Genomic DNA, 25292 nt, shown 5'->3' with positions numbered 1-25292 from the left:
CGATGATCGCCATGCGCGCCGCCGAACTGCTCACCCTGCTCGACCCGCTGCCCTACGGCGAGCGGAGGCGCCGGCTCACCGCCTGGGCACGCACCGCGCCGGACCGGGCCGAGGTCGGCGCCGAGCTGACCACCGGCGACGCCTACCAGCGGCATCTCGCGCTGGTCGCGGCCCTGGCGACCGGGGACACGACGGCCGTCGACGCGGCGGCCCGCGACCCGCTGCCGAGGCTGCGGGCGATCGCGCTGGCCGCGATGCTGCGCGCCGGCCGCCTGGCCGTCCCGGTGGCCGAGCTCGCCGCCGCCGACCGGCGGGTCGTCTACCGGTCGCTGCGCGCCACGCCCGCCCCGGCGATCGCCGACACGCTGATCGGGGAGATCCGGGAGCGCTTCGGCGACGACGAGGCGGCCGCTCTTCTCCCGGCCTGCGGCGCCGCGACGGTACGGGCGTTGCTGCCCGGCCTCGCGCACGCGGCCAACCTCGTCGCCCTGGCCCGGCGCCACCCCGAGGTGCTGGGTGCGCACGCGGCCGGCGTCCTGGCCGCCGCCGCGCCCGACCAGCGGGCCCGGGAGTGGTCGAGGCTCGCCCCGGCCGTCCTCGCCCTCGACCCCGAGCAGGCCCTGGAGCTGCTGGAACGCTACGCCCCGGAGAGCAGCCTGCCGGGCCGGCCGACCGGGTACGGGCCGGTGGCCAAGCACTCCCCGGCCCGGGTCGCCGCCCTGCTGGCCGCACCCGCCCGGGCCGGCTGGCTACGGACGGTCGCGCTGCCCACCGGCCTGCTGCGCCGGCTGGCCACGCTGCCCGACGACGACCTGGTGCCGCTGGCCCGGCGGCTCGGCGCGCTCGGGCCGCTGCTGCGGGCGCTGCCACCGGCCCGGCGGCCCGCGATCTACCGGGCGTCGCTGGCCGAGGTCGACGCCGAGCGGCACGTCCCGGCGTACGAAATCCTGGATCTTCTGCCGGCCGCGGACCGGGCCGGGGAGGCGCGGCGGCTGCTCGGCCTCGACCGGGTGCGGCTCGACGAGCAGTGGACGCTCGACCTGAGCGCCTACCTGGACTGGCCCGAGGCGGCGGCGTCGCAGGAGACCGCGCTGCGCTCCGGGGACGCCGGTGAACGGGCCCGGGCCTGGACCCGGCTGGTCGAGGCGGCCGGCCGATCCCGGGACCCGCAGGTGATCGCCACGGTGGTCACCCGGCTGACCCGGCTGCGCAACGAGCAGGACCCGGTCCGCTCGGCCGCCCTGATCGCACTGTCCGGCGTGGCCCGCCTGCTCACCGCCGCGACGGCCGGCGAGCTGACCACGGTCACCGCGGACGCGCTGGAGGCCCGGGACTCCTCGGCGGTCACCACGGGCGCGCTGAGCCGGCTGGCCACCGCGACCCTGCGGCACCACGTCGAGGTGCCCGAGCTGCGGGACTGGGCGCTGCTCACCATCGACCTGCTCAGCAGCGCGGCGACCGTACCGACGCTGCACCGCTTCGACCGGGGGCTGCGCCGGGGACAGGAGACGATGGTCTTCGACCGGCTCCGCCCGTGGGTCGAGGCCAACCTGGCCCGGGGACGCTACGCGCCGCTGTTCGCGCTCACCGCCGCGCTCGGCCGGCGGGCCTGGCGGCTGCCCGAGCTGCAGGAGCTGCTCGGACGTGCGACCGGCCCGGACACCCTGCCGTGGGTGGCCGAGGCGGCGATCTCCCGCTGGCTGGAGGACCCGCGCACCCGGGACGAGCGGGTCGTCGCGGTGCTCGCCGCCGACCCGTCGGCCGTGCTGCTCGGACCGGTCTGGGACGTGATCGCCAACCGGCGCACCGACCTGCTCGACGACGTCCTGGGCCACCCGCCGGCGGGACGTTTCGCCGATCGGAAGGCCGCGTGGACGCCCGGCTGGGTCCGGTATCCGGAGCGGTGGCTGCCCCGGCAGCAGGCGGTCGTCGTGGCGCGGCACGCGGCCACCGCGGCCGACTCCGGCGCCGACCGCTGGCGGCGCACCCACGCGATCACGGCCGCCGCCCGGCTCGGCGCCACCGGGCGCGAGCTGGCGCTGACGTACGTGGACTCGCCCGACGTGGCGGTCGCCGAGACCGCCCTGGGCGCGCTGGTCTGGACCGACCGGCCCGACCTGGCGCTGCCGGTGCTGCTCGCGCACGCCGGCGACGACCGGGCCCGGGTCGCCCTGTACGCCGCCGCACGCGCCGCCAGACACCTGCCGCCGGCCACGCTCGTGCCGCCGTTCGCCGCGCTGCTCGACCCGGCCGCCGCGGCCAAGGTCACCAGCCGCAAGGAGGCCGTGCGGATCCTGGCCCACTACGGCCCGGCCACCACGATGGACCGGCTGCTCGACGCCTACCGGGCCGAGGGCCAGCACCGCGACGTCCGGGCCGCGATCACCGGGGCCGCCCGGCAGCGACTCGACGCCGAGACCAGCTGGGCCGTGCTGGAGCAGGCCGTCACCGCCAGCCGCGAGGAACGCCGGGCGGTACTGAGCGCGCAACCGGTCACGATTCCGGCCCCGCACCGGCCCCGGTACGCCGCGCTCGTCGTCGCCGCCTGCCGGGCCGACGACCGGGAGGTCCGCGCGCTCGCGTTCGGGCAGCTGGCCGGCTGGGCGCCGTGGGCCGGCGACCTCACCGGCCTGGTCGTGGACCGGCTCACCGACCTGGACGAGCCGCTGGTCAACATCGCGGCGGCCGGCCTGCTGCGCGCGACCGGCGGCCACGCGCTCGGCCCGGCACTGACCCGGCTGCTCGCGGTGACCGATCCGGATCCGCAGCCGGGCAACGACCTCCGGGCCCGCCGTCGGATCGAGACCCTGGCCGACGGCGCCGGGGTGCTGAGCGGTTCGTGGCCGCCCGCCGCCGACCGGTCGGCCCTGGTCACCGCGGTGCGCGGCCTGGTCGCGCGGCCCGGATACCGCACGGTCGCGCTGACCGCCCTGGTCCGGCTCGGCCGCCTGGACAACCTGATGGAGATCGCCGACCAGTGCGCCGGCCGACCGGCCGTCGCGGTTCACGTCGCCGACCGGGTCGGCGCCCGCATGCGGGGTGACCAGGCGCTCGCCGAGCCGGTCTTCCTGCACGACCTCATCGAGCGCCTGATCTGGCGCGGCGACCTGACCGCCGGGCTGTTCGCCACCCGGCTGGTCCGGGCCGGCGCCGGCTTCGGCTGGGCCGGCCGCTGGCGTGACCTGGTCCTGGCGTTGCGCTCGCACGCCGACCCGGACGTCCGCGACGACGCCCTGGCCATCTCCATGAACTGAATCGATCACCACGGCCGGCTCCGTCGGCCGCCGAACCACGACCCGGGTCGGGCGGGCGGCTGGGCCTCGAGAACGGCGAAGGTCGCGTGGGGGCCGCTGGGCCCGGGTCGCGGGCGGGGTGTCACGGGACGGGTGCTCACGACGTACCACATTGGTATTACCGAGAGAATATGGGGCCGGAAACGGCAAAGGGAGATCAACCACAGGTCATTCATAGACTTCGATGTTTTGCTCTCGGTCGTCCTCAATCCCCCACTCTCGAGGAGAAGAGATGCAAGACAACGACGCCTACGTGCGCGAAGTGCACGACAAGGGGTTGCTGTTCGACCTGCCGACGATGTCGCGGCGGCGGATGCTCACCGTCGCCGGCGGGGTCGGCGCCGCCGCGGTGATCGGCGGCGGCCTGGCCGGAGGTGGTGCGGCCGACGCCGCGGCCGCCGCCTGCCTGGCCGAGGTCGAGTCGGAGACCGCCGGACCCTACCCGGCCGACGGCTCGAACGGGCCCGACGTGCGGAAACTGTCCGGCATCGTGCGCAGCGACATCCGGTCCAGCTTCGGGACCTCGACGACCACCGCCCCGGGTGTGCCGTTGCAGTTCTCGCTGACGGTACAGAACCTGGCCTGCAGCCTGGTCTCCGGCGCGGCCGTCTACGCCTGGCACTGCGACCGGGCCGGCCGGTACTCGCTGTACTCGTCGGGCGTGACCAACGAGAACTACCTGCGCGGCATCCAGGTCACCAACTCGTCCGGGGTGGCCACGTTCACCAGCATCTTCCCCGGCTGTTACTCGGGGCGCTGGCCGCACATCCACTTCGAGGTCTACTCGTCGCTGGCCGCGGCGACCAGCGGGGCCGGTCCGATCCGCAAGACCTCGCAGATCGCGCTGCCCAAGGACGTGTCGTCGACGGTGTACTCCAGCGCCACCGGGTACTCGTCCAGCGTCACCAACCTGAGCCGGATCACCCTGGCCGGCGACATGGTCTTCGGCGACGACCTGGCCGCGCGCGAGATGGCCACCGTCACCGGGTCGGTCTCGGCCGGCTACGTGGCCAACCTGACCATCTCGGTCAACCTGTGAGAACGGGGGCCCCGCCTACCGGGCAGCCGGCGGGGCCCCACCTCTCAGGTGCGCACCATGCCGTGCGGGTCGATCACGTACTTGCGGGCCGCGCCCTGATCGAACTCCTGGTAGCCGCGCGGCGCCTCGTCGAGCGGGATCGGCGTCGCGTTGACGTTCTTCGCGATCTGCACCCGGTCGTGCAGGATGGCCATCATCAGGCCGTGGTTGTACTTCATGACCGGGCACTGGCCGGTGACGAACGAGTGCGACTTCGCCCAGCCCAGCCCGAGCCGCAGGGACAACGAGCCGACCTTGGCGTCGTCGTCGACACCGCCGGGGTCGCCGGTCACGTAGAGACCGGGGACGCCGATGCCGCCACCGGCCCGGGTCAGGTCCATCAGCGAGTTCAGCACGGTTGCCGGCTTCTCGGTTCCGGCGTCGCGCCCGTGGCCGCGCGCCTCGAACCCGACCGCGTCGACCGCGCAGTCGACCAGCGGCTGACCGATCGCCGGGGCGACCGGGCCGAGGATCTGCTGCACCTGCTCGGCCGGTTCGCCGCGGGACACGTTCACCGTCTCGCAGCCGAAACTGCGCGCCTGGGCCAGCCGTTCCTCGTTCAGGTCGCCGACGATCACGACGGCCGCGCCGAGCAGGAACGCCGAACTGGCCGCGGCCAGGCCGACCGGCCCGGCGCCGGCGATGTAGACGGTCGAACCGGTGGTCACGCCGGCGCTGACACAGCCGTGGTAGCCGGTCGGGAAGATGTCCGAGAGCATGGTCAGGTCGAGGATCTTCTCCAGCGCCTGGTCCCGGTCGGGGAAGCGGAGCAGGTTCCAGTCGGCGTAGGGCACCATCACGTACTCGGCCTGGCCGCCGACCCAGCCGCCCATGTCGACGTAGCCGTAGGCCGAGCCGGGCCGGTCCGGGTTCACGTTCAGGCAGACCCCGGTCTTGCGCTCCTTGCAGTTGCGACATCTGCCGCAGGAGATGTTGAACGGCACCGAGACGATGTCGCCGACCCGGATGAACTCCACGTCCGACCCGACGTCGATCACCTCGCCGGTGATCTCGTGACCCAGCACCAGGCCCTGAGGGGCGGTGGTGCGGCCCCGGACCATGTGCTGGTCGCTGCCGCAGATGTTGCTGGTCACGGTCTTGAGGATGGCGCCGTGCGGGGTGCGGCGGCCGACGTTCAGCTTGTTGACGCCGGGGCCGTCCTTCACCTCGTACGCCGGATATTCCACGTCCTGGATCTCAACGCGCCCGGGACCCTGGTAGACAACGGCTCTGTTGCCCATGGTGTTCTCCCATCGTCGGGTGGACTCACCCCGATGCTTCTCGCGCCCCGGGAGAAAATGAACCCTCGGTACTGACGAGGCGCGTCGGAAAACCCATAACGCTCCATCAGTGGCATCATCCGGTCGTGATCATCGATGCTCTGCATCTGACGACGCTGTCGCTGGACGGCACCGACATGCTGGTCTCCTCGGACGGTACGGCGGTCCAGGTCCACGACCCACGGACCGGCCGGTTGATCAGCTCCTGCACCGAGCGGCTGGGCGGGATCAACGAGGTTCTCGCGTGCCCGACCGGCTGGCGGGACCCGCTGATCGCGGTCACCACCGACGACGGTCTCCGCTGGCTCGACCCCCGCACCGGGCAGTTCGCCCACTCGATGGACAAGTCCGCGTTCGTCTTCCCGATGGCGACGTGGGCCGGCACCCTGCTGGCCGGTTCCGGCCGCGCGCCGTACCCGCTGCTGCGCTGGGATGCCGGGACCGGCGCCCGGCTGGAACCGCTCGGCGTGCACCACGACCAGGTCACCGCGGTCGCCGTGATGGACACCCCGGACGGTCCGGTGGTCTGCGCGGGCGACCGCAGCGGCGCGGTGCACCGCTGGAACCCGCGGACCGGCGCCCGGGTGGGGCATCCGCTGGACGTGGGCGACGAGGTGATCGGCGCGATCACCACCGTCACGCCGCCGGACGGGCGGCCGCTGATCGCGGCGGCGACCGCCGACCTGTACCGGTGGGACGCGGCGACCGGCGAACCGGTCGGCGTGCCGGTGGTGATCGACAGTTACGCGGTCGCGTCGCTGATCCCGGTTACCGTGAACGGCCGCGCCGAGCTGATCACCGTCGGTTACGACGAGGTGGTGCACCGCTGGGACGTGACGACCGGCGAGCGGGTCGGCGACTCGTCGCCCGGGCGCTGCGCCACCGTTCTGCACCGCTACGGCCAACTGACCCTGGCCATCGGCACGACGGACGGCAAGGTCGAGCTGCGCCCGCTGGGTCAGACCCATCCGGCCGGCGGATCTGACCGCTCGTGATCACTTGTTGTCGAGGTGGCCGATCGTGTCCGTCTCCAGCGGCTCGCCCCGCAGGAACGCGGTGCTCACCCGCTGGATCAGCGCCACCCGTTCCGGGCTCTCGTCGGTCGTCTCCGTGCTGAGGTAACCGTTGATCCCGCCGAGCGAGTGCTCCCCGCCGTGCACGGTCAGCAGCGTCCGGATGCCCGGGCTCAGCTCGTAGGCCTCGGTGAACCATTCCGGCCCGACCGGGCTCAGCATGGACTGGTCCTTGTCTCCGGCGACCAGCAGCGACGGCGTGGTGAGCCGGCTGAAGTCGGGGTTCATGAACGGGAAGTGCTCGGCCGCGAACGGGGTCAGCTTGGCGCCCCCGGTCCCGGTCAGCGCGAACAGGACACCGGCTTTGACCCGCGGGTCGGTCCGGTCCTCGTCCGAGCCCTCGACCCGGGCGCCCAGCAGCATGCTGGCCGACTGGGCACCCCATGAGTGCCCGGCCACGGCGATCCGGTCCCGGTCGAGGCGGCCGGCCAGTCCGGGCATCGCGGCCTCGATCAGGTCCAGGTGGTCGAGGACGCGGACCAGGTCGTCGACCCGGTGCCGCCAGATCTCCGGGTACCGCGGGTCGCCCGGCGGCACGTTCAGCGCGGCCGAGTCGAGGTGGGTCGGCTGGACGACCGCGAAGCCGTGATCGCTCCAGAAGTCGACGAGCGGCGCGTACCCGTCCATGGACTGGTGGTAGCCGTGCGAGAAGACGATGACCGGAAGGTTGTCGCCGGTCAGCGGGGCGGTGACCCGCACCTGCAGGTCGTCTCCACGGCCGGGGGCGGGCAGGGTCACCGGGCGTACCGAGATCACACTCATGACATCTCCTTAAATACGGAACCACGTTCCGCTTGACCCTTCGAACGATACGGAACACGGTTCCGCTTCGCAACGAGGGTCGGGGAGACGTAGGTCGCACCGGTCAGCGCTCCTCGGCCGGCCCGAGCCCGATCAGGGTGTCGCCCTCCAGGTAGACCAGGCGCTCACGTGTCTCGTCCTGCTCGCCGAAGAGCACCGGGGTCACCGCCGGGTGCTGCCAGCGGACCCCGTACAGCGGACTCCAGAGCACCAGCCCCGGCCCCGAGCGCAGCAGCCACATCCAGTCGAGCTCCCGGCCCCAGGGCCGCCCGTCCGGCGACGGCACCTTCGCCGTGCCGTAATCCGGATAGGCCCGGGCCCGGTAGCCGACGCCGGGCGTCCAGGACAGTTCGAGGGGATCCGGGCCCAGCCGCTGCTCACCCGGATCGGACGGCCGCTCGTCGAGAACGTCGTACGCGGTCAACACCCCGATACCGGGAACGTCGAGACCAGTGCGGACGAACAACCGGCCGGGATCGAACCCGCAGGCGCCACCGGCCGCACCCGGATCGTTCCAGGGCAGATCGCGCGTCCACAGCACCACGCCGACGGCGACGCCGCGGAACGTGACCCGGCAGCCCGGCTCGGCCGGCGGGGTGAGCAGGACGAGCCGATCACCCATCGGGACGAGCACGGGGGTACGGCCGGGCGGGCGCGGCATCACCCACAGCGTCCGGCCGTCCTCGGTGGAGACCTCGGTGATCGTCCGGGAGCCCAGGAGGTAGGCGCACGAGCAGCCGGCCCCGGCCCGGACCGTGACCCGGTCGTCGAAGTGCCGGGTCCAGATCGTCCGGCCCCGCTCGCCCGGATCCAGCGCGGCCACCTCGCAGCCCGCCCGGCCACAACTGGTCGTCAGCAGGTTCCGTGCGTCGTAGGCGACCTCGGCCGGCGCGGGCAACTCACGTTCCCAGACGGTACGGCCGCTGCCGGGGTCGACGGCGCGGACCGAGGCGTCGCCGACCAGGATCAGCGGGCCCTCGGTCTCGATCACCGGGTGAGTGCCGTCGATCGCGTACGCGGCCGGCAGGTCCACCACCCAGCGCACGACGCCGTCCCGCAGGTCGAGCCCGGCCAGCCGGCGGCCCTCACCGATCACGCCCCGGCCGGTGAAGTGCCACTGACCGTCGGCGGCCGGCGGCGGGACCGGGGACGGCAGCCGCCACTTCTCACTCAGCTCGACGTCGTCACGGAGCCGGGGACCGGTGTAACCCATGCAGCCGGTGACCGCCAGCAGGATCACCGGCAGCAGCATCGAAAGAAGTCGCCGCGACATCCGATCATGCTCGTCGATCGATGCAACAGCGCGGTCCGCGATGGGCGGAACCGGGGCGGCGGAACGCGGGAAATGATGGTTCGCGGCTTTCACGAAACTGCGATCACCGGCCGGAGATGGAGATTCTGCCCGACCTGCCGGCGTCCTCGCCGCGGCGGGCGCGGCCCCGGCGGCTGCGATCTGCGGTCTGGTGCGCGCCATGCTGATGCCGGCCGCGCTGCTCACGGCGCCGCCCCGGCGCCGCTGACCAGCGGAAACCGCGCCGCCGGCCGCCGCAAAACGAAAGCGAGACCGCCGCAAAACGAACATCAGAGAGCCGCAGAACGAACACCGAGGCGCCGCAAAGCGAAAGTCCAGCCGCCGCAGAACGGACAACTCCGGGTATGATCGGCACCGTGCCGATGCCTGATCTGATCCCCCGACGCGCCGCCGCGCAGGTCCACGCCGCGCTGGCGGACACACGCGTCGTTCTCATCAACGGCGCCCGGCAGGCCGGGAAGAGCACTCTCGTCCGGGTCGTTGCCGGCGACCATCTGGCCGAGCGTCGTGACCTGGACCGGGCCCAGGATCGTGCCGCCGCTCTCAGCGACCCGACCGGCTTCGTGGACTCCCCCGACCTGCTGGTGATCGATGAGATCCAGCGCGCCCCGGAGTTGCTGCTCGCCATCAAGTCCTCCGTCGACGAGGATCCGCGCCCGGGCCGTTACCTGCTCACCGGCTCGTCGCGCCTGTTCGGCATGGTCGCCGCGCCGGACGCGTTGCCCGGCCGGATGGAGACCGTCGAGCTGTGGCCGTTCTCGCAGGGCGAGATCGACGGGAGCCCGGACGGTTTCATCGACGCCGCCTTCGCCCTCGGACCGGATCTGCGCCACGAGTCGACCGTGTCACGGGCCGACTACGCGGCCAGGATCGTGCGGGGCGGCCTGCCGGAGGCCGTCGCACGAACCGATGGACGCCGGCGGGGAAGGTTCTTCGACGCCTACGTCCAGGCGCTCGTCGACCGTGACGTCCGCCAACTCTCGGACATCCAGCGCAAAGGTGAGCTGCGCACGATGATTCGCCTGCTGGCCGCCCGCAGCGGGACCATCATCGTGCCCGGCGCCCTCGAGTCCTCGTTGGCCCTGGCCCGGCCGACCATCGTGCGCTATCTGCAGGCGCTCGAAGAGATCTTTCTCGTCAAGAGGATCCCCGGCTGGTCCCGTAACCTCGGCACCCGCGCCACGGCCGCCCCGAAATTGATCTTCGCCGACTCCGGCATCCTGGCCAATGAGGTCGGCGTCGATGCCCGGGCGCTACTCCGGCCCGGCGCGCCGTTCGGGCCGCTCCTCGAGTCCTTCGTCCTGTCCGAGATCGCCCGGCAGCTCACCTGGTCGGACCAGCTCGCCGAGCTCCACCACTACCGTGACCACAGCCAGTTCGAGGTCGATGCGGTGCTGGAGAGTCGGCACGGGCAGGTCGTCGGCATCGAGGTGAAGGCGGCCTCGACGGTCGGGCCGGACGACTTCCGGGGCCTGCGGCGACTCGCCGATCGTCTCGGCGACGACTTCGTCGTCGGTGTCGTTCTCTACACCGGCACCGCGACGCTGCCGTTCGGCGACAAGCTCCGGGCGGTCCCGGTCAGCGCGTTGTGGCAGACCCCGGCACCGGCGTGACCGCCGGTGCCGGGCAAGGTTCAGTGCCGGCGCAGTCCGGCCCCGAATGCGGCCACGGCGTCGACGACATAGCTGTACCGCAGCGAGTAGACCAGGTCGAACGTATGCTGCGCCCCCGGCAGCTCCGCATACACGACCGGCTGGGCGCTCACCTCACGCAGCCGCCCGACCAGCTCGCGGGTGTCCTCCACCAGCGTCGAGCTGTCCTTGTCCCCGTGCAGGAACAGAAACGGCGGCGCGTCACGAACCCGGTCCAGCGGTGACGACCCGGGCCCGTCGACCCGGCCGTAGTAACCGTAGAAACCGATCGCCCCGTCCACCGAGGTGTCAGCCTCCGCAAAGCCCGGCTGAAAATCCGGATCTCCCGCTGTCAGCGCCACCATCGCCGCCAGGTGACCACCCGCCGAGCTCCCGGAGACGATGACCGGACCATGGTCCGCGATGTTCGCCCGCACCCAGGCGATCACCCGCTTGGCGTCGACATGAGCGTCCGGATAGGAGTTGAGCCGATAGTTCGCGCTCACACACACCCACCCCCGGGCCGCCAGCTGATGGAGCAGCGCCCGCCCTTCCCACCGTTTGTGCCCGCGCCGGAAGCCACCACCATGGAAGTACACGAGGACGGGCCCGCCGGTCGGACGATCCTGCCGCTGGTAGACGTCGAGCAGGTTGCGCCGCCCGGCGTCCCCGTACGCGATGTCGCCGATCCGGACGACGTCCCGCCGCCGCACCGAGAACGGCGCCAGAAGAATGTGCCCCCAGGCCCGCCGCCGCATCGCCGTCTCGATCCCGGCGTCATCGGCCAGGGCCCGCCGCACCACCACCCCGGTCGGCAGCGCCCGCCGGATCAGCACGACCAGCCCGCCCGCGGTGATCACGGCAAAGGCGAACGAGACCAGCCCGCCGGCCGTGGCGAGATCACCCTCGGCAAAAGCCAGAATGCTGTCCCCGGCCAGCACGTAGAGCGCAAGGAACGGCAGCTCGTTGATCAGAAACGTCGCCCAGAAACCCCAGTAACTGGGCGTCGTACGAGCGGGCCGCGGCCCGACCAGAGCGGTTCCGGTGCAGAACGCCAGCAGTGCGACCGACACGAGGTAGCCGACAGGTGCGCCATCAATCATGCCGCCGAGCATGCCGCCGCCGGCGCGCGAGCACATCGCACCGAGGAGGCCCGGACCACCAACTTTAGTTCTAGGCGGCGTCCTGGTCCTCGGCCCGGTGCCGGGCCGGGATGATCAGGTCGCGGTGACGGGCCGGCCGCCGGCTCGCCGGCAGTTGCGGCCCGACCCGGGCCGGCCAGATCCGTTGCGGCCGGTCGGCGATCTTCGGCCGTTCGCGCGGTACGAGTGTGCGGTCCGGCGGCACCCAGATCGGCAGTGGCGCCCATGACGGCCCCCACCACACGATCATCCCGTAGCCCCGGACGAGTGGCGGCTGCAGCGCCGGCCATCGGGCCTCGATCGGGATGGCGAGCCGCCAGGCCGCCATCGGGACGAGTGCGCTGACCGGGTGCCCGGCCGCCCCGGGCAGGACCGGCAGCGGTGGCGCGGGTAGTGCGTGAGGTTCGGCGCCGGCGGGCAGGGCCAGGGGTTCTTCCAGGGTTGAGGTGGCCGGCGCGCTGGCCAGCACGACCGCGCAGGCCACGGTGACCAGGGCCGCGCCGAGGGCCAGTGGTTCCCGGCCGGGTTGCACGGTGTCGCCGAGAACGGTCAGCGCGACCACCGACGGCGCGATCACCTCGAACGTCCAGTGCACCGCGGTGACCCGTCCGACGTCGCCGCCCTGCAGCGCGTTCGCGTACATCACCATGCCGTTGGCCGCGAAGACCAGCAGCACGTAGGTCAGCGGCTCGGTGAAGATCGCCACGGCGGCCGAGCCGACCGTGGTCATCTCCTCGTCGGGCAGGTGCAGGGCCCGGCCGCCGAGTGCGGCGGCGCCGATCGAGAGGCCGCCGACCGCGGCGATGAGTCCGGGCGCCCCGATCCTGGTGGCCACGACGCCGAGCGCCAGCACGACGACCAGGGCGCCGATGAACCCGAGGCGCAGTTGCAGCGACGCGGCCACGACGCCCTGCTCGCCGGCCGACGACGCGAGGCCGACGAGCGCGAAGATCGTCACGACGATCGCCGCCACGTCGCGTCTGCGCAGCTTGGAGCCGAGGAACGCCCAGGCCGCGAACGCCGTGATGGCCAGGGAACCGGCCAGGATGGACTCGACCAGGTAGACCGGCATCTTGCGGAGCGCGACCATGGAGCCGAGCCAGGCCGTCATGTCCAGCGCGATGCCGATCATGTAGAGCGGATGCCCGAGTGTCGAGACCGCGCTGGTGCTGCGCCGGGCGCCGACGGCCTGCAGGATCGAGCCGGCGGCGTAGCAGAGCGAGCCGAAGACGGCGATGCTCAGCGCGATCCAGCCGCCGCCGGTCATCGCGATCGGCCGCCGTCACCGAGGGTGCAGGCTGCTCTCACGCCCTGATGATATGGCTGCTCCTCGATTCGCGCGAGACCTGCGCGGTGACCACTTCAGCCATCCGGAAAACATCGTCTGAGCTGCAACGATGATCAACTGGCAGGGTGATCATGCGGTCGGCCAGCGCGGCCGCCTCCTGGTCGCCGCTCCACCACCCCCGCCGGTCCTGACGCCAGTGCACCGGGGCGTAGATCCGGTTCGCGGCCAGCGTCTCCAGCAGTCCGTCGCGTTCCACGGTGGAGGGCAGGACGATCTGGATCCGGAACGGCGCGACGTCTTCCGATCCATGAAAACCCAAAATTCCGGCATTTCCCGTACGGGCCAGCAGCGCATCCCGCAAAGCGAATGCGTTCCGGCTGCTCAGCGCCCGGATCCCGGCCACGTCGAGCATCGGCAGCACGGCCCGCGTGACGGTGCTGGCCGGTCCCGCACTCCCGAGCAGTTCGCCCTCGCCCCGCCGTTGCAGTGCCCGGAACGTCTCCTTGGGCACCGGCTGCCCGTCCAGCCATCCGGCCTTGAGCAGCATCGCGGCCAGCTTCTGACCCGCGCCGGGCGACTCCGGCCCTTCCGGTGCGGGCAGTTCCCGCCCGGTGGGCGACCAGAGCAGCCCGCCGTCGGGTAACGGCAGGGTTTTGCGGAGCGAGCTGACGACGTACGCGGCAATGCTGTTCTTGGCCCAGATGCTGAACGGATCGTGGGAGTGGTCCTCGATGACCGGGATGCCGGGGTGGGCTCTGATCCACGCGTTCCAGGGCGGCTGCTCGTCCCCGCCGAAGAGGTTCTGCGCGAGCACGACGTCGCCGGCCCGGATCCGCAACGTCTCCCAGCGCGGCCCGCGCCCGTCCGGCAGCTGCCGGTAGAACGCGACCGGCCGGTCCTGGGCCAGGGCCTCGGCCACACCCATGCAGAAGTACGACGGCACGTGCAGTCGGCCGCCGGGCGGGAGCAGCCGCAGTGCCGCCCGCAACGCCCCGCACCCGGTGGCGAAGAGTTCCCGCCGCGCCGGCACCCACCCCGGCAACCCGCCGCGCACGTCGCTGAGCAGCGCCGACGGATCCCAGTGGAACTCCGAGCCGATCTCCCGGATGCCCGCGTCGGAACAACGGCCCGGGTCAGACCGCACGGCTCAGGTCCTGGGTGTTGTCGCCGACCGACCGGCCGATGTTGAGCGTGTCCACGTGCACCGGCGGTTCGCCCCGGTTCAGCCCGGTGACCGTGCGTCCCACGATCCGCAGGTCCAGCCACGGCGTCCAGTGGTCGATGTACCAGCGGTCCAGCACGAACCGGGCCGGCCAGTCGATGTCGTCGCGCCCGTTGACCTGCGCCCACCCGGTGATCCCGGGTCGCACCTCGAGGCGGCGCGCGTCCTCCGGCGAGTAGTTGGCGACCTGCGGCAGCACGTCCGGCCGGGGCCCGACCAGGTTCATCTGCCCGCGCACCACGTTGATCAGCTGGGGTAGTTCGTCCAGGCTGGTCCGGCGCAGGATCTTCCCGCAGCGGGTGATCCGCGGGTCGTCCTGGAGCAGGCCGAACGGGTCGGCCATGCCCAGTTGCGCGCTCAGGGCGACGCTGTCGTGCACCATGGACCGGAACTTCAGCATCCGGAACGGCCGGCCGTCCTTACCGGCCCGGTCCTGGACGAAGAGCACACCCCGGCCGTCGGCGACGCGGATCCAGAGCGCGACGGCCAGGATCAGCGGGGACAGCACGATCAGGGCGATCAGCGCGACGAGTTGATTGACGACATTCCAGATTGAGCGTACGAGGTCCACGACTCCCCCGTTCAGATCGATTCCACGACGGTTCCGGTCAGGCGGTGGCGCGTGTCGAGCACGTACCGGGCGTGCTCGACCACCAGGTCCAGGTCGAAGGCGTCGTGATCGGCCAGCAGCACCACGGCGTCGGCCGCGGCCACCTGCTCGGCGGTCAGCGCCACCCGGACGAGCCGCTGGTCGACGTGCGCGTCCTCGACCACGTGCGGGTCGGCCGCCCGGACGTCGGCGCCCATCTCCAGCAGCAGCGCGGCGACCCGGCGGGCCGGCGACTCCCGCGCGTCGCCGGTGTTCTTCTTGTAGGCCAGGCCGAGCAGGAGAACCGTCGACCCGTTGACCGCCTTGCGATGACGATTCAGGGCGACGACCAGACGACGTACGACGTAGTCGGGCATGTGGTTGTTGATGTCGTTGGCCAGTTCGACGAAGCGGAAGCTCTGCCCGAGGGTCCGCTGCACCCGCCACGACAGGTAGGACGGGTCGATCGGCAGGCAGTGCCCGCCCACGCCGGGGCCGGGGACGAAGCGCAGGTACCCGAACGGCTTGGACGACGCCGCGTCGATCGCCTCCCACACGTCGATGCCCAGGTCGTGCGCGTAGACGGCGAGCTCGTTGACCAGCGCGATGTTCACGTGCCGGAACGTGTTCTCGAGCAGTTTGGCCAGCTCGGCGACCTTGGGGTCGGAGACCGGCACGGTCGTCTCGACCACCGAGGCGTAGAAGGCGCGCACCTTCGCCAGTGACGCCGGGTTGATCCCGGAGACCACCTTGGGCGTGGTCGTCAGGTTCCACTGCCGGTTGCCCGGGTCGATGCGCTCCGGGCTGTAGCCGAGGTGGAAGTCCTCGCCGGCGACCAGCCCCGAGCCCTCCTCCAGGATCGGCGCGACCAGCTCGGTGGTGGTCCCCGGATAGGTGGTCGACTCCAGCGCGACGGTCGCGCCGGGTCGCAGGTAGCGGGCCAGGGTGCGGGCCGACTCCTCGATGTGGCGCAGGTCCGGGGTGCCGTCGCGCAGCGGTGTGGGCACCGCGATCACTGCGACGTCGAAGCCGGCGCAGGCCCGCGGGTCGGACGACGGCAGGAAGTTGCCGGCGGCCAGGACCTGCTGGAGCTGCTCGGCGGTGATGTCGTCGACGTAGGACTCGCCGGCGGCGAGCCGTTTGATCCGCTCGTCGTCGACGTCGAAACCGACCACGGTGTGGCCGACCTCGGCCGCCCGGATCGCCAGGGGCAGTCCGACGTAGCCCTGACCGGCGATGACTACGCGCATCGGGACGCTCCCTCGCGTACGCAAATCGGATTTTGATCTCATGGGTGTCGCCCGAGGCGCATGGTGAACTCGGCTTTCTTCCCGTTGTGGCCGCCCAGGCGCGGAGCGGGCGGCTTCTCGACACGGCCGGGCAACGCCGGACTCTCGGCGAGCCAGCGCAGCACCGCGATCAGGTCCTCCCGGGGCGACGACGGGTCGAGCAGCGAGAGCACCGAGCCGTCCAGCGGCGGCACCGGGGCCTGCGAGATCAGCGGATGGTTGGGGCGGTGGTCCGGTTCGCCCGGCCCGAGCAGCACCTCGGCCAGCTTCTCGCCCGGCCGCAGCCCGGTGTAGACGATCTTGATGGGCCGTCCGGCCGCCTCGGCGATCCGCTTGGCCACGTCGGCGATCCGCACCGGCTCACCCATGTCCAGCACCAGCACCTCGCCGTGGCTGTCCAGAGCCCCGGCCTGCACGACCAGCCGGACCGCCTCCTGCACGGTCATGAAGTAGCGGTTGACCTCGGGGTGGGTGACGGTGATCGGCCCGCCCGCCTCGACCTGCGCGGCGAACGCGGTCAGCACCGACCCGCGGCTGCCGAGCACGTTGCCGAACCGCACGCTGGTGTACGTGCCGGGCGCGGCCGCGTCGGCGGCGGCGGTGAGCCGCTCGGTGATCCGCTTGGAGTAGCCGAGCACGCTGCACGGGTCGGCGGCCTTGTCGGTGGAGATGTTGACCAGCCGGTCGACGTGGTGCCGGATGGCGGTCTGCAGGATCTGGTCGGTGCCGATGATGTTGGTCTTGAGCGCCTCGGACGGGTGCATCTCCAGCAGCGGCAGGTGCTTGAGCGCGGCGGCATGGAACACCACCTGCGGCTTGTGCTCGGCGAACACCTCGTCGAGGCGCTGCTGGTCGCGGATGTCGGCCACGACCAGGTTCCGGTCGTCGAGCATGCCGCGCCCGTCCAGCGACAGCTGCACCGCGTGCAGGCCGGACTCGTCGCGGTCGAGCATGACCAGCCGGGCCGGGTTGAACTGGGCGACCTGCCGGCACAGCTCGGAGCCGATCGAACCGCCGGCCCCGGTGACCAGCACGCGCCGCCCCTGCAGGTAGCCGGCGACGGCGGCCAGGTCGATGGCGATCTCCCGGCGGCCGAGCAGGTCGGCGTGGCTGACCGGGCGGATGTCCTCGACCCGGACGGTCCGGCCGAACAACTCCACCACCCGCGGCACGACCTTGACCTCCACGTCGAGCGGCTCGGCCAGGTCGGTCAGCGCCCGGATCAGCCCGGCCCCGGCGCTCGGTATCGCGATCACCACGGTGTCCGCGTGGAAGCGGCGCACCACCTCGGCCATGGCGTGCCGGTTGCCGGCCATCGGGACGCCCATGATCTGCAGGGCGCGCTTGGCCGGGTCGTCGTCGAGAAGAGCAACCGGGACGTACGGACTCGACGGGCTCCGCAGCATCGCCCGGATCACCTGGGTCGCGCCCTCCCCGGCGCCCATCACCACGACCCGGCTCCCCGGCTCGGGGTTCGGCCGCAGCCGCTGGTCGCGCAGCAGTCGCACGGCGTACCGGATGCCGGCCGCCAGGACCAGCCCGATCAGCCCGGCCCCGATGATGGCCGAGCGGGGCACGAGCCGCCCGAGCACGGTGTCCAGCACGAACACCAGCGGAATGGTGACCACGGCGGTCTTGGCCAGGGCCAGGATCTCCTCGAAGCAGCCGTACGACCAGCGTCCGGTGTAGAGCCCGAACCGGATGCCGGCCGCGGTGTGCACGAGCCCGGCGACGAACGCCAGTTCGACCAGGCCGGGACCGTTGAGCCAGTGCAGGTGCCCGTCGTGGCGCAGCAGGGTGGCGATCAGTAGGGCGACGGCCAGGGCGAGCGCGTCGGCGCCGGCCCGAGCCGCCCGGCCGGGCAGCACCGCGCGCATCCACGGCGCCGCCCGGCGTGGCCACTCTCCGGCAACAGAGTCCGCGGCCGGGTGTGTTTGCATGGGATTCCCCCTCGTAGGATCCTCACTCGGCGGGAAAAAGGGCCGGCTCATTCACGCCGGGTCGACATTCAAATATCGGGCCATTCGCGGCTTTCAGAGTTTCAGTTGCCGATGAGCGGTTGCAGTAGCAATTGTCATGGGCTACCCGAGAAATCCTCACGTTCTGTTATTTCCGCAGCACGCGTCCTCGATCAGTATTTTCCGACGCTTTTCGGCCGCACTATTCAGGCCAATCGGCGGACCCTGTCATATTGATGATGAATGATCATCACATTAGATATGACATCTGCGACTTCCACTTCACCGGCCATTCCGGCACCGTTCTCCCAGGAGCCGTCGCAAGCGTTCTGTCGACTATGCGACTGGAGGGCGACGATGAGGGTGCTGCACGTGATCAGCACTGCGGCGGAGGGCGGCGCCGAACATCAACTCCGGCTGCTGCTGCGCCGGCTGCCGCACGACAGCGAGGTGGTCACCCTCTCGCCGCCCGGCACCGAGGCCCGCGCCATCCAGGCCGGCGGGATCCCGGTGCACGAACTGAGCACCGTCTGCGACCGCGACCTGGCAGCCATCGCCCGGCTGCGCCGCCTGATCCGCCGGGGCCGCTACGACCTGGTCCACACCCACCTGTACCGCGCGTGCGTGCAGGGCCGGATCGCCGCCCGGCTGGCCGGCGTCCCGCACGTGGTCGCCACCGAACACCACCTGGGCCGGCCCGGCGCCACCCGGCTCGGCCCGCTCTACCTGCTCAGCGAACGGTTCGGCGAGATGACGATCGCGGCCACCACGACCATCGCCGAACGGCTGCGCGGCTGGGGCGTCCCGGACGAGCGGATCGCCACCATCCCCCGCGCCATCGACCCGACCGAATACCGTTTCGACCCGGTCCTGCGCGCCGCCGCCCGGGCCCGGCTCGGCCTCGGCCACGACGTGCCGGTCATCGGCGCCACCGGCCGGCTCACCCCGGACAAGCGCTTCGACCTGCTGATCCGCGCCGTCGCCGAGGTGCCCGGCGCGGTCCTGCTGCTGGTCGGCGACGGCCCGGCCCGCCCCGCCCTGGAACAACTCGCCGTCATCGAGGACGTCGCCGACCGGGTCCGGTTCACCGGCTCGGTCCGGCACCCGCGCGAAATGCTCTGCGCCATGGACGTCTTCGCCTCCCCCGACCAGAACACGTGGGGGCTGGCCGTGCTCGAAGCCATCGCGGCCGGGCTGCCCGCCGTCTACGCCGCGTGCGCGCCCCTGGAGGAACGGGCCGCCGCCCGCGTACCGGTCCGCGGCACCCACCGGCTCTCCGCCCACGACCGCGAGTCCCTGCCCCGCACACTGCGCGCCGAACTGCTCTGCCTGGCCGAACGCCGCGGCGCCCGGATGCCGGCCCGCACCGCCGGCCTCCGCTACGACGCCGACCACCTGGCCGCCGCGGTCGAGCAGATCTACGAACGGATCACCCTGACCGCACCCGTCGCCGGACCAGGTTACGGACGCGCTCCGACCGGATGAGCCACTGCCAGCCCACGAACCCGAAAATCGTCCCGATCGTGTTCGACAGCAGATCGTTCACGTCGGCCCACCGGTTCCCGTGCACGGTCAGGATCATCACCAGCTGGGTGAGCTCGATGGACAGGCTCAGAAAAAACCCGATCCGCACCACCCGCAACTTGTCGGCGATCCCGAAATTCAGGTGCAGCAGCGCCGCCAGCGGCAACGTCATCATCACGTTCAACACGAAATCCCGCCGCCGCACGGCCAACGTCGGGACCAGCAGAATCCGATACGTCGCGGGCGGCCCGGCCTCCGGCCCCCAGGACAGAAACATCGGCAGCATGGTCGCGCCCAGCACCGCCACCGCATACCAGCTCAGCGCCCAGGCGGCCAGCAGCCGCCCGGTGGTGAGCTGCCCCCGGCGGCGCAGCCAGAGGTAGGACAGCACCATCAGGATGCCGCCCAGCGGCAGCAGCACCGGCAACGCCGGCACCTCGAACTGTTCACCACGCATCGAAACCCACGCTACGCGACCCGGTCTCGCGTCCGCCCCGATCGCCCGTCACCGGCCTCTTTGCGGGCACGCCTTCACCGCAGTCGGCCCTCTTTGCGGGCATGCCCTCACCGCAGCCGACCCTCTTTGCGGGCATGCCCTCACCGCAGCCGACCCTCTTTGCGGGCATGCCCTCACCGCAGCCGACCCTCTTTGCGGGCATGCCCTCACCGCAGCCGACCCTCTTTGCGGGCACGTTCTCACCGCAGCCAGCCCTCTTTGCGGGCGATGCGAATCGCGTCCAGGCGATTGCGGGCCCCGGTCTTCGCGATCACCGCGGAAAGGTAATTGCGCACCGTACCCCCGGAAAGGTAAAGCCGACCCGCGATCTCCTTCACCGACTCGCCCTCCGCGGCCAGCCCGAGCACCTCCAACTCCCGGGTGCTCAACCCACGGTCGGTGTTCAGCGACGCCGCCTGCAGCATCGGCGACACCACCCGCTCACCGGCCGCCAACCGCCGTACCGAATCGGCCAGAGACGACGACGCCGCACTCTTGAGCAGGAAGTTCAGCCCACCGTTCCACCGCCGCGGCGGCAGCATCCCCCGCTTGGACGGATCACACAGCAGCAGCATCGCGCACGACGGGATCGCGGTGTGCAGCTCGTCGGCCATCGGCAGGACCTGACTCACCATGTACTCCGTGTCGATCACGATCACCGCCGGCCACAACTGCGCGGCCCGCGACGCCAGGTCGGCGTTGATCGGCAGGGTGGTGACGTAGTGCATGTCCGGTTCGGTCTCCAGGAACGTGCGCACAGGGACACCGAAGTACCCCTCGTCTCTCACCACCAGGACCCGGATCATCACACCACCCTCGTCGATGGGCCCCGGCCCGCGGCCGGGCGCCGACCCCGTCTGGAACGCTCGACGCACTAATTCTTAGATGACTCGCGGCCCATTCTGCGAGCGCCGAACAAGTCGATCCGATAAAGATCTCCAACAGCACGGCACAGCGCAGCTCAAAAGGCATTCGTGCCACCACCGACGAGCGCGGGGCACCTACATAAAGTAACCGCCCGAAACGCTCTGTGCACGTTCTGTCGGCCGTTCGACGGAGTCAAGTCCACCAGATCAACGAATCCCCTGCCCGAAACGTGGAAGTCACCCGGAAGATATCCCCCAGAAATTACTCCCAAGCCCCATCAAAAACTTACTTTTCGGACATTCACTTTCACATTCCTGGAGCTCCGCATTCGCAATATCATTCGCGTCCCCATTTCGATCACGAATAAAGATCTGCGTCCCCGGACCGATTCCGATCACCATTCCCCAATATCGACATCCCGCCCCGCAGAGCCAACCCAGCCCGCTCCGGCCGCGCCACAGCCGCCGACCCGCCCCGCCCGCGCCACAGCCGCCGACCCGCCACAGCCGCGCCACAGCCGCCGACCCGCCACAGCCTCAAGCGCCCTGAAGCCGGCCCTCGCCGCTCAACCTCCCCGGGCCTGGCCTTCACGACTCCAATCGCCCCGGGTCAGCCACCTCCAGGCGGCGGCCCTTCCCGCTGATCGACACCGCCGGGCTCCCGGCCCCGGACATGTGCGGCAGCCAGCACCCCGAACCCGTCGGCAGCCCAATGCACCAACGCCGGCCCGACCACCCCACCGCCGACCGCGCGCAGCGACCCGAGGACCACCCCGGCCACCGCGGTGACGAGCGCATCGGTCCACGGCCGTCCCGGTGCCAGGTGCCAGAGCCCGAAGAGCACCCCGGTCACCCCGGTCGCCCAGACCGGGCCGTGATCGCGGTCGACCAGCCCCCAGAGCACCCCGCGGAACGCCACCTCCTCGAAGACGACCGTCGCCAGCGGCACCGAGACGAACGCGGTGAACCACGGGCGCGCGTAGGTCGTACGAAAAAATCGTCGTGCCACCGGAAGCCGCACCGCGACCGCATACGCGATGGCTATGACCGCGGCCCCGCCGACGCCGTACCCGATGCCGGAGAGCCGGAGCCCCGCCTGCCCCGCGGTGAGGCCGGAGACCGCGACCAGCAGCGCCGCGGCGAGCGGCCCGGTGATGAGCTGGGCCCGGCCGGGCCCGAACCGCGCCCAGATCCGGACCGCGACGATGATCGCCAGAACCGCGACGAGGGGGCCCACGCCCCCACCGTAAATCGGTCGACGGCCTTGCGCTCGGTGGGTAGTTTCGACCCGACCGCACGACAGGAGAGGGGGACCCGATCATGTGGACCCCCGTGTCGCGATTCGATCTGATCCTCGTCTCCGATGTGCCCGGCCCCGGCCGCGCCACCGGGTCCGGACGTCCCTGACCGCCAGGCAGTTCTCTCGCCGGCGGCCGGATGGGCGCACGTCCTCGACCGATCGGAATCGAAAGAACCAGCCATCATGCGTGTCCGCAATCTCGGCATTCTCGCCCACGTCGACGCCGGCAAGACCACTCTGACCGAGCGGATCCTCTTCGCCACCGGCGCCACCCACAAAAAGGGCGAGGTCCACGACGGTACGACCGTCACCGACTTCGATCCTCAGGAGCGCGACCGTGGGATCACCATCTTCGCGGCCGCGGTCAGCTGTGACTGGGCCGGTCATCGCCTCAATGTGATCGACACGCCCGGGCACGTGGACTTCTCCGACGAGGTGGAACGTTCGCTGCGTGTGCTGGACGGCGCGGTCGCCGTGTTCGACGGGGTGGCCGGGGTCGAGCCGCAGTCCGAGGCGGTCTGGCGAACGGCCGACCGTTACGCCGTCCCGCGGATCGCCTTCGTCAACAAGCTCGACCGTCCGGGCGCGTCCCTGCCGGCCGTGGTGGCGTCCATCCGCGACAAACTCGACGTGGTTCCTCTGGTGGTGCAGTTGCCGCTCGGGACCGAGGGCGAGTTCCGTGGCGTCGTCGACCTGATCGGCCTGCGGACCTGGATCGACAGCGTCATGACCGAGATCTCGGAGATGTCGCCCGAGGTCGCGGCCGCCCGCCGTGCCCTTGAGGAGCAGGTCGCCGAACTCCACCCCGCCGCCCTGGAGGAGCTGGGCGACATCTCGAACACGACCCTGCGAGCGGCGATCCGGGATCTGACCCTCAAAGGCCAGGCCGTCCCGGTCCTCTGCGGCTCCGCCTACCGCAACAAGGGCATCGAGCCGCTCCTGGATGCCGTCGTCGACTTCCTCCCGGAGCCGGCCACGGGGTCCCCGGACCTCGCGGCCCTGGTCTTCAAGGTTCACACCACCAGGACCGGGCGGCTCACCTACCTGCGCATCTACGACGGCACGATCACGAAGGGGGACACCGTGTGGGACGCGGGCGCCGGGCGCACCGAACGGATCGGCCGCATCCTGCGGGTTCAGGCCGATCGCCACACCGAGATCGACCGCGCCACCGCCGGTGACATCGTCGCCGTCGCCGGGGTGAAGTCCGCCCAGGTCGGCGCCACGTTCTCGACCAGGGAACACCCCGTCCAGCTGGAGGCGCCGCGGATCACCGACCCGCTGGTCTCGGTCGCGGTCGAGGCCCGGACACGCCTCGACGCGCCGCGCCTGCCGCAGGCGCTGGCCGCGCTGGCCGAGGAGGACCCGTCCCTGACCGTCCGCGTCGACGCGGAAACCGGCCAGACCCTGCTCTCCGGTCTGGGTGAACTGCACCTGGAGGTCGCCGTGGAGAAGCTCCGGCAGCGCACCGGCCTGGCCGTGCTCATGGGCCGGCCGCGGGTCGCCTACCGCGAGACGGTCCGTCACGGCGTGACCGGCATGCTCTACCGCCACGTCAAACAGGACGGCGGTGCCGGTCAGTTCGCCCACGTCGTGCTCGACGTCGCGCCGGGCGAGGGCTTCACCTTCGCCTCGACGGTGACCGGCGGTCGCGTGCCGGCCGAGTACATCCGGGCGGTCGAGGCCGGCTGCCGGGAGGCACTCGGCGAGGGTCCGCTCGGCGGTCACCCGGTGGTCGGCCTGCGGGTCACGCTGACCGACGGGCAGACCCACCCGAAGGACTCGTCCGAGCTGGCCTTCCGCACCGCCGGCAAGCTGGGCCTGCGCGAGGCGCTTCGCGCCTGCGCGATGGAGGTTCTCGAACCGGTCGCCGAGGTCACGGTGAGCGCGCCGGCGGAGACTCTGGGCGCGGTGCTCGGCGACCTTGCGGCCCGGCGGGGCCAGGTCACCGATTCGGGTGTACGGACGGTGACCGCGCTCGTGCCGCTGGCCGAGTTGTTCGGCTATGCGACGCGGTTGCTGAGCCGGACCCACGGCCGCGGCACGTTCACGAGTCGCCCGGCCGGATATCGCCCGGCGGCGTGATCGATCGACGGGTCCCGGTGCGTCTCGCGCACCGGGGCCCGTCTCCCCCGTCCGGCTCATCCCACGGCCTCGAGCCGGGTGTCGTGAGCCGGCGTCATCGCCCGCATCCGCCGGGCCACATACCAGAGGATCGCCAGTGCCGCCGCCGCGTAGATGATGTGGCTGACCAGGTCGAGCACGAAGCCCGCGCTGTTGGTGAAGAACGTGTGCCAGGTGTAGGTCAGCAGCGCCGCCGCCGTGATCGCATACCGGTGCCACGGCCCCCACGCCGACCGCCGCCCCCAGACGCCGACGAGCGTGAACATCCCGATCACGGCCACCAGCATCGCCGCGACGCCGGCCCCGGTCGACAGCACGTCGCTGGTCACGCTCATGAACAGCACGCCGGCGACGATCCCGGTGGCGAACACCGCCCACGGGGCCGGCACCGCCCCCGGCCGGTCGGCCGCCCGCCGCGGCAGCAGGAACGCGATCACGATCAGGACCAGCGCGATCGCGACGATCGTGAGCGCCTGCCCCGGCGACTCGAGGAAACCGTGGCTGAGGCTGTCGTCGGTGCGCGTGCTGTTGAACACCGCGAACGCGCCGACGGCCAGCAGCACCGCGGCCACGATCACGCCGACCCGGCCCAGCCACGGCTCGGTGCGCCGGGTGCTGCCCTGCTCGACCAGCGAGATCGGCACACTGATGCTCCACACGGTGTGCAGGGTGAGCACGAAGATGACCCACGGCGCGGCCGTGCCGAGCGCCGGTATGTATCCCGGGTCGAGCAGATGCTGATCCAGATAGTCCTTGTTGAACAGGGACTGGGTGATCAGGCCTTCCTCCAGCACCCCGTACGCCAGCGCGAGGGTGACGATCGTGGGCCAGCCCCGCCCGGTGCGGCGGGTGACCTCGCGGATCACCACGGCGGCGCCGCCGTACATCGGCGCAAAAACGAACAGCAGCGGCAGCAGCGTGATCGCGAAGTCGCCGAGGAAGAACTCGCCGACCAGCGGGGCGAGGAAGAACAGTGCGAAGACGGGCGATCGGCGACGCATCGACGTGGTCCTTTCCGAGCGGGCG

Annotated in this window: 19 protein-coding genes; 6 read left to right on the top strand and 13 right to left on the bottom strand. The window is 71.6% G+C overall.

What is annotated here, in order from left to right:
* The first annotated feature begins 2 nt into the window (after positions 1-2).
* Both ACSHV8_RS03125 and ACSHV8_RS03120 read left to right on the top strand, forming a co-directional pair.
* Positions 3-3254, top strand: coding sequence for a hypothetical protein (locus tag ACSHV8_RS03125; protein ID WP_436529151.1), 3252 nt, complete (start codon positions 3-5; stop codon positions 3252-3254).
* Positions 3255-3525: 271 nt separating this feature from the next.
* Positions 3526-4332: an intradiol ring-cleavage dioxygenase gene (locus tag ACSHV8_RS03120; RefSeq protein WP_436529149.1), complete on the top strand. Its 807-nt coding sequence runs from the start codon at positions 3526-3528 to the stop codon at positions 4330-4332.
* A gap of 44 nt (positions 4333-4376) precedes the next feature.
* On the opposite strand, the gene fdhA is transcribed toward ACSHV8_RS03120, so the two are convergent.
* Positions 4377-5612, bottom strand: a complete 1236-nt coding sequence (gene fdhA / locus ACSHV8_RS03115; protein ID WP_436529147.1) for a formaldehyde dehydrogenase, glutathione-independent — start codon at positions 5610-5612, stop codon at positions 4377-4379.
* Between the two features lie 125 nt (positions 5613-5737).
* On the opposite strand from fdhA, the gene ACSHV8_RS03110 reads away from it, so the two are divergent.
* Positions 5738-6646, top strand: a complete 909-nt coding sequence (locus ACSHV8_RS03110; protein ID WP_436529145.1) for a WD40 repeat domain-containing protein — start codon at positions 5738-5740, stop codon at positions 6644-6646.
* Here ACSHV8_RS03110 and ACSHV8_RS03105 read toward each other — a convergent pair whose 3' ends face one another.
* Together ACSHV8_RS03105 and ACSHV8_RS03100 are read right to left on the bottom strand one after the other, a co-directional pair.
* A complete protein-coding gene (locus ACSHV8_RS03105) occupies positions 6647-7486 on the bottom strand; it encodes an alpha/beta hydrolase family protein (RefSeq protein WP_436529144.1) in 840 nt (279 codons plus the stop codon).
* Positions 7487-7589: 103 nt separating this feature from the next.
* Positions 7590-8798, bottom strand: coding sequence for an outer membrane protein assembly factor BamB family protein (locus ACSHV8_RS03100; RefSeq protein WP_436529142.1), 1209 nt, complete (start codon positions 8796-8798; stop codon positions 7590-7592).
* 401 nt (positions 8799-9199) lie between these two features.
* Between ACSHV8_RS03100 and ACSHV8_RS03095 the strand changes: the two genes are divergently transcribed.
* Positions 9200-10450, top strand: coding sequence for an ATP-binding protein (locus ACSHV8_RS03095; RefSeq protein WP_436536681.1), 1251 nt, complete (start codon positions 9200-9202; stop codon positions 10448-10450).
* Between the two features lie 20 nt (positions 10451-10470).
* Here ACSHV8_RS03095 and ACSHV8_RS03090 read toward each other — a convergent pair whose 3' ends face one another.
* From ACSHV8_RS03090 to ACSHV8_RS03065, 6 genes are all read right to left on the bottom strand, one after another.
* Positions 10471-11571: an alpha/beta hydrolase gene (locus ACSHV8_RS03090; protein ID WP_436529140.1), complete on the bottom strand. Its 1101-nt coding sequence runs from the start codon at positions 11569-11571 to the stop codon at positions 10471-10473.
* Between the two features lie 70 nt (positions 11572-11641).
* Entirely contained in the window at positions 11642-12877 is a 1236-nt protein-coding gene (locus ACSHV8_RS03085) for a hypothetical protein (protein WP_436529139.1), read from the bottom strand.
* A 37-nt stretch (positions 12878-12914) separates the two neighbouring features.
* Positions 12915-14042 (bottom strand): hypothetical protein, encoded by a 1128-nt coding sequence (locus ACSHV8_RS03080; protein WP_436529137.1) that lies wholly within the window; start codon positions 14040-14042, stop codon positions 12915-12917.
* Positions 14032-14691, bottom strand: coding sequence for a sugar transferase (locus ACSHV8_RS03075; protein WP_436529135.1), 660 nt, complete (start codon positions 14689-14691; stop codon positions 14032-14034). Before ACSHV8_RS03075 ends, ACSHV8_RS03080 begins: the two co-directional genes overlap by 11 nt.
* An 11-nt stretch (positions 14692-14702) precedes the next feature.
* Positions 14703-15959: a nucleotide sugar dehydrogenase gene (locus tag ACSHV8_RS03070; RefSeq protein WP_436529133.1), complete on the bottom strand. Its 1257-nt coding sequence runs from the start codon at positions 15957-15959 to the stop codon at positions 14703-14705.
* A 38-nt stretch (positions 15960-15997) separates the two neighbouring features.
* A complete protein-coding gene (locus tag ACSHV8_RS03065; protein ID WP_436529131.1) occupies positions 15998-17875 on the bottom strand; it encodes a polysaccharide biosynthesis protein in 1878 nt (625 codons plus the stop codon).
* Positions 17876-18328: 453 nt separating this feature from the next.
* Between ACSHV8_RS03065 and ACSHV8_RS03060 the strand changes: the two genes are divergently transcribed.
* Positions 18329-19441 carry a glycosyltransferase gene (locus ACSHV8_RS03060; protein WP_436529129.1) on the top strand — a complete coding sequence of 371 codons (1113 nt, stop codon included), beginning with the start codon at positions 18329-18331 and terminating at the stop codon, positions 19439-19441.
* Here ACSHV8_RS03060 and ACSHV8_RS03055 read toward each other — a convergent pair.
* The 3 genes from ACSHV8_RS03055 to ACSHV8_RS03045 form a co-directional block, all read right to left on the bottom strand.
* Positions 19386-19937: a VanZ family protein gene (locus ACSHV8_RS03055; RefSeq protein ID WP_436529127.1), complete on the bottom strand. Its 552-nt coding sequence runs from the start codon at positions 19935-19937 to the stop codon at positions 19386-19388. The two genes, ACSHV8_RS03060 and ACSHV8_RS03055, sit on opposite strands and share 56 nt — an antisense overlap.
* 239 nt (positions 19938-20176) lie before the next feature.
* Positions 20177-20782 (bottom strand): LuxR C-terminal-related transcriptional regulator, encoded by a 606-nt coding sequence (locus ACSHV8_RS03050; protein WP_436529125.1) that lies wholly within the window; start codon positions 20780-20782, stop codon positions 20177-20179.
* A gap of 670 nt (positions 20783-21452) precedes the next feature.
* Positions 21453-22079, bottom strand: coding sequence for a CPBP family intramembrane glutamic endopeptidase (locus ACSHV8_RS03045; RefSeq protein ID WP_436529123.1), 627 nt, complete (start codon positions 22077-22079; stop codon positions 21453-21455).
* Between the two features lie 246 nt (positions 22080-22325).
* Between ACSHV8_RS03045 and ACSHV8_RS03040 the strand changes: the two genes are divergently transcribed.
* Positions 22326-24227: an elongation factor G gene (locus ACSHV8_RS03040; RefSeq protein WP_436529121.1), complete on the top strand. Its 1902-nt coding sequence runs from the start codon at positions 22326-22328 to the stop codon at positions 24225-24227.
* 56 nt (positions 24228-24283) lie between these two features.
* Here ACSHV8_RS03040 and ACSHV8_RS03035 read toward each other — a convergent pair whose 3' ends face one another.
* On the bottom strand, positions 24284-25267 hold the full coding sequence (locus ACSHV8_RS03035) for a hypothetical protein (protein WP_436529119.1): 984 nt from the start codon (positions 25265-25267) through the stop codon (positions 24284-24286).
* Positions 25268-25292 lie beyond the last annotated feature (25 nt).

Source organism: Actinoplanes sp. HUAS TT8, assembly GCF_051380535.1.
Lineage (GTDB): Bacteria > Actinomycetota > Actinomycetes > Mycobacteriales > Micromonosporaceae > Actinoplanes.
Note: the sequence above shows the minus strand (reverse complement) of the source record. Positions and strands in the feature narration are given on the sequence as shown.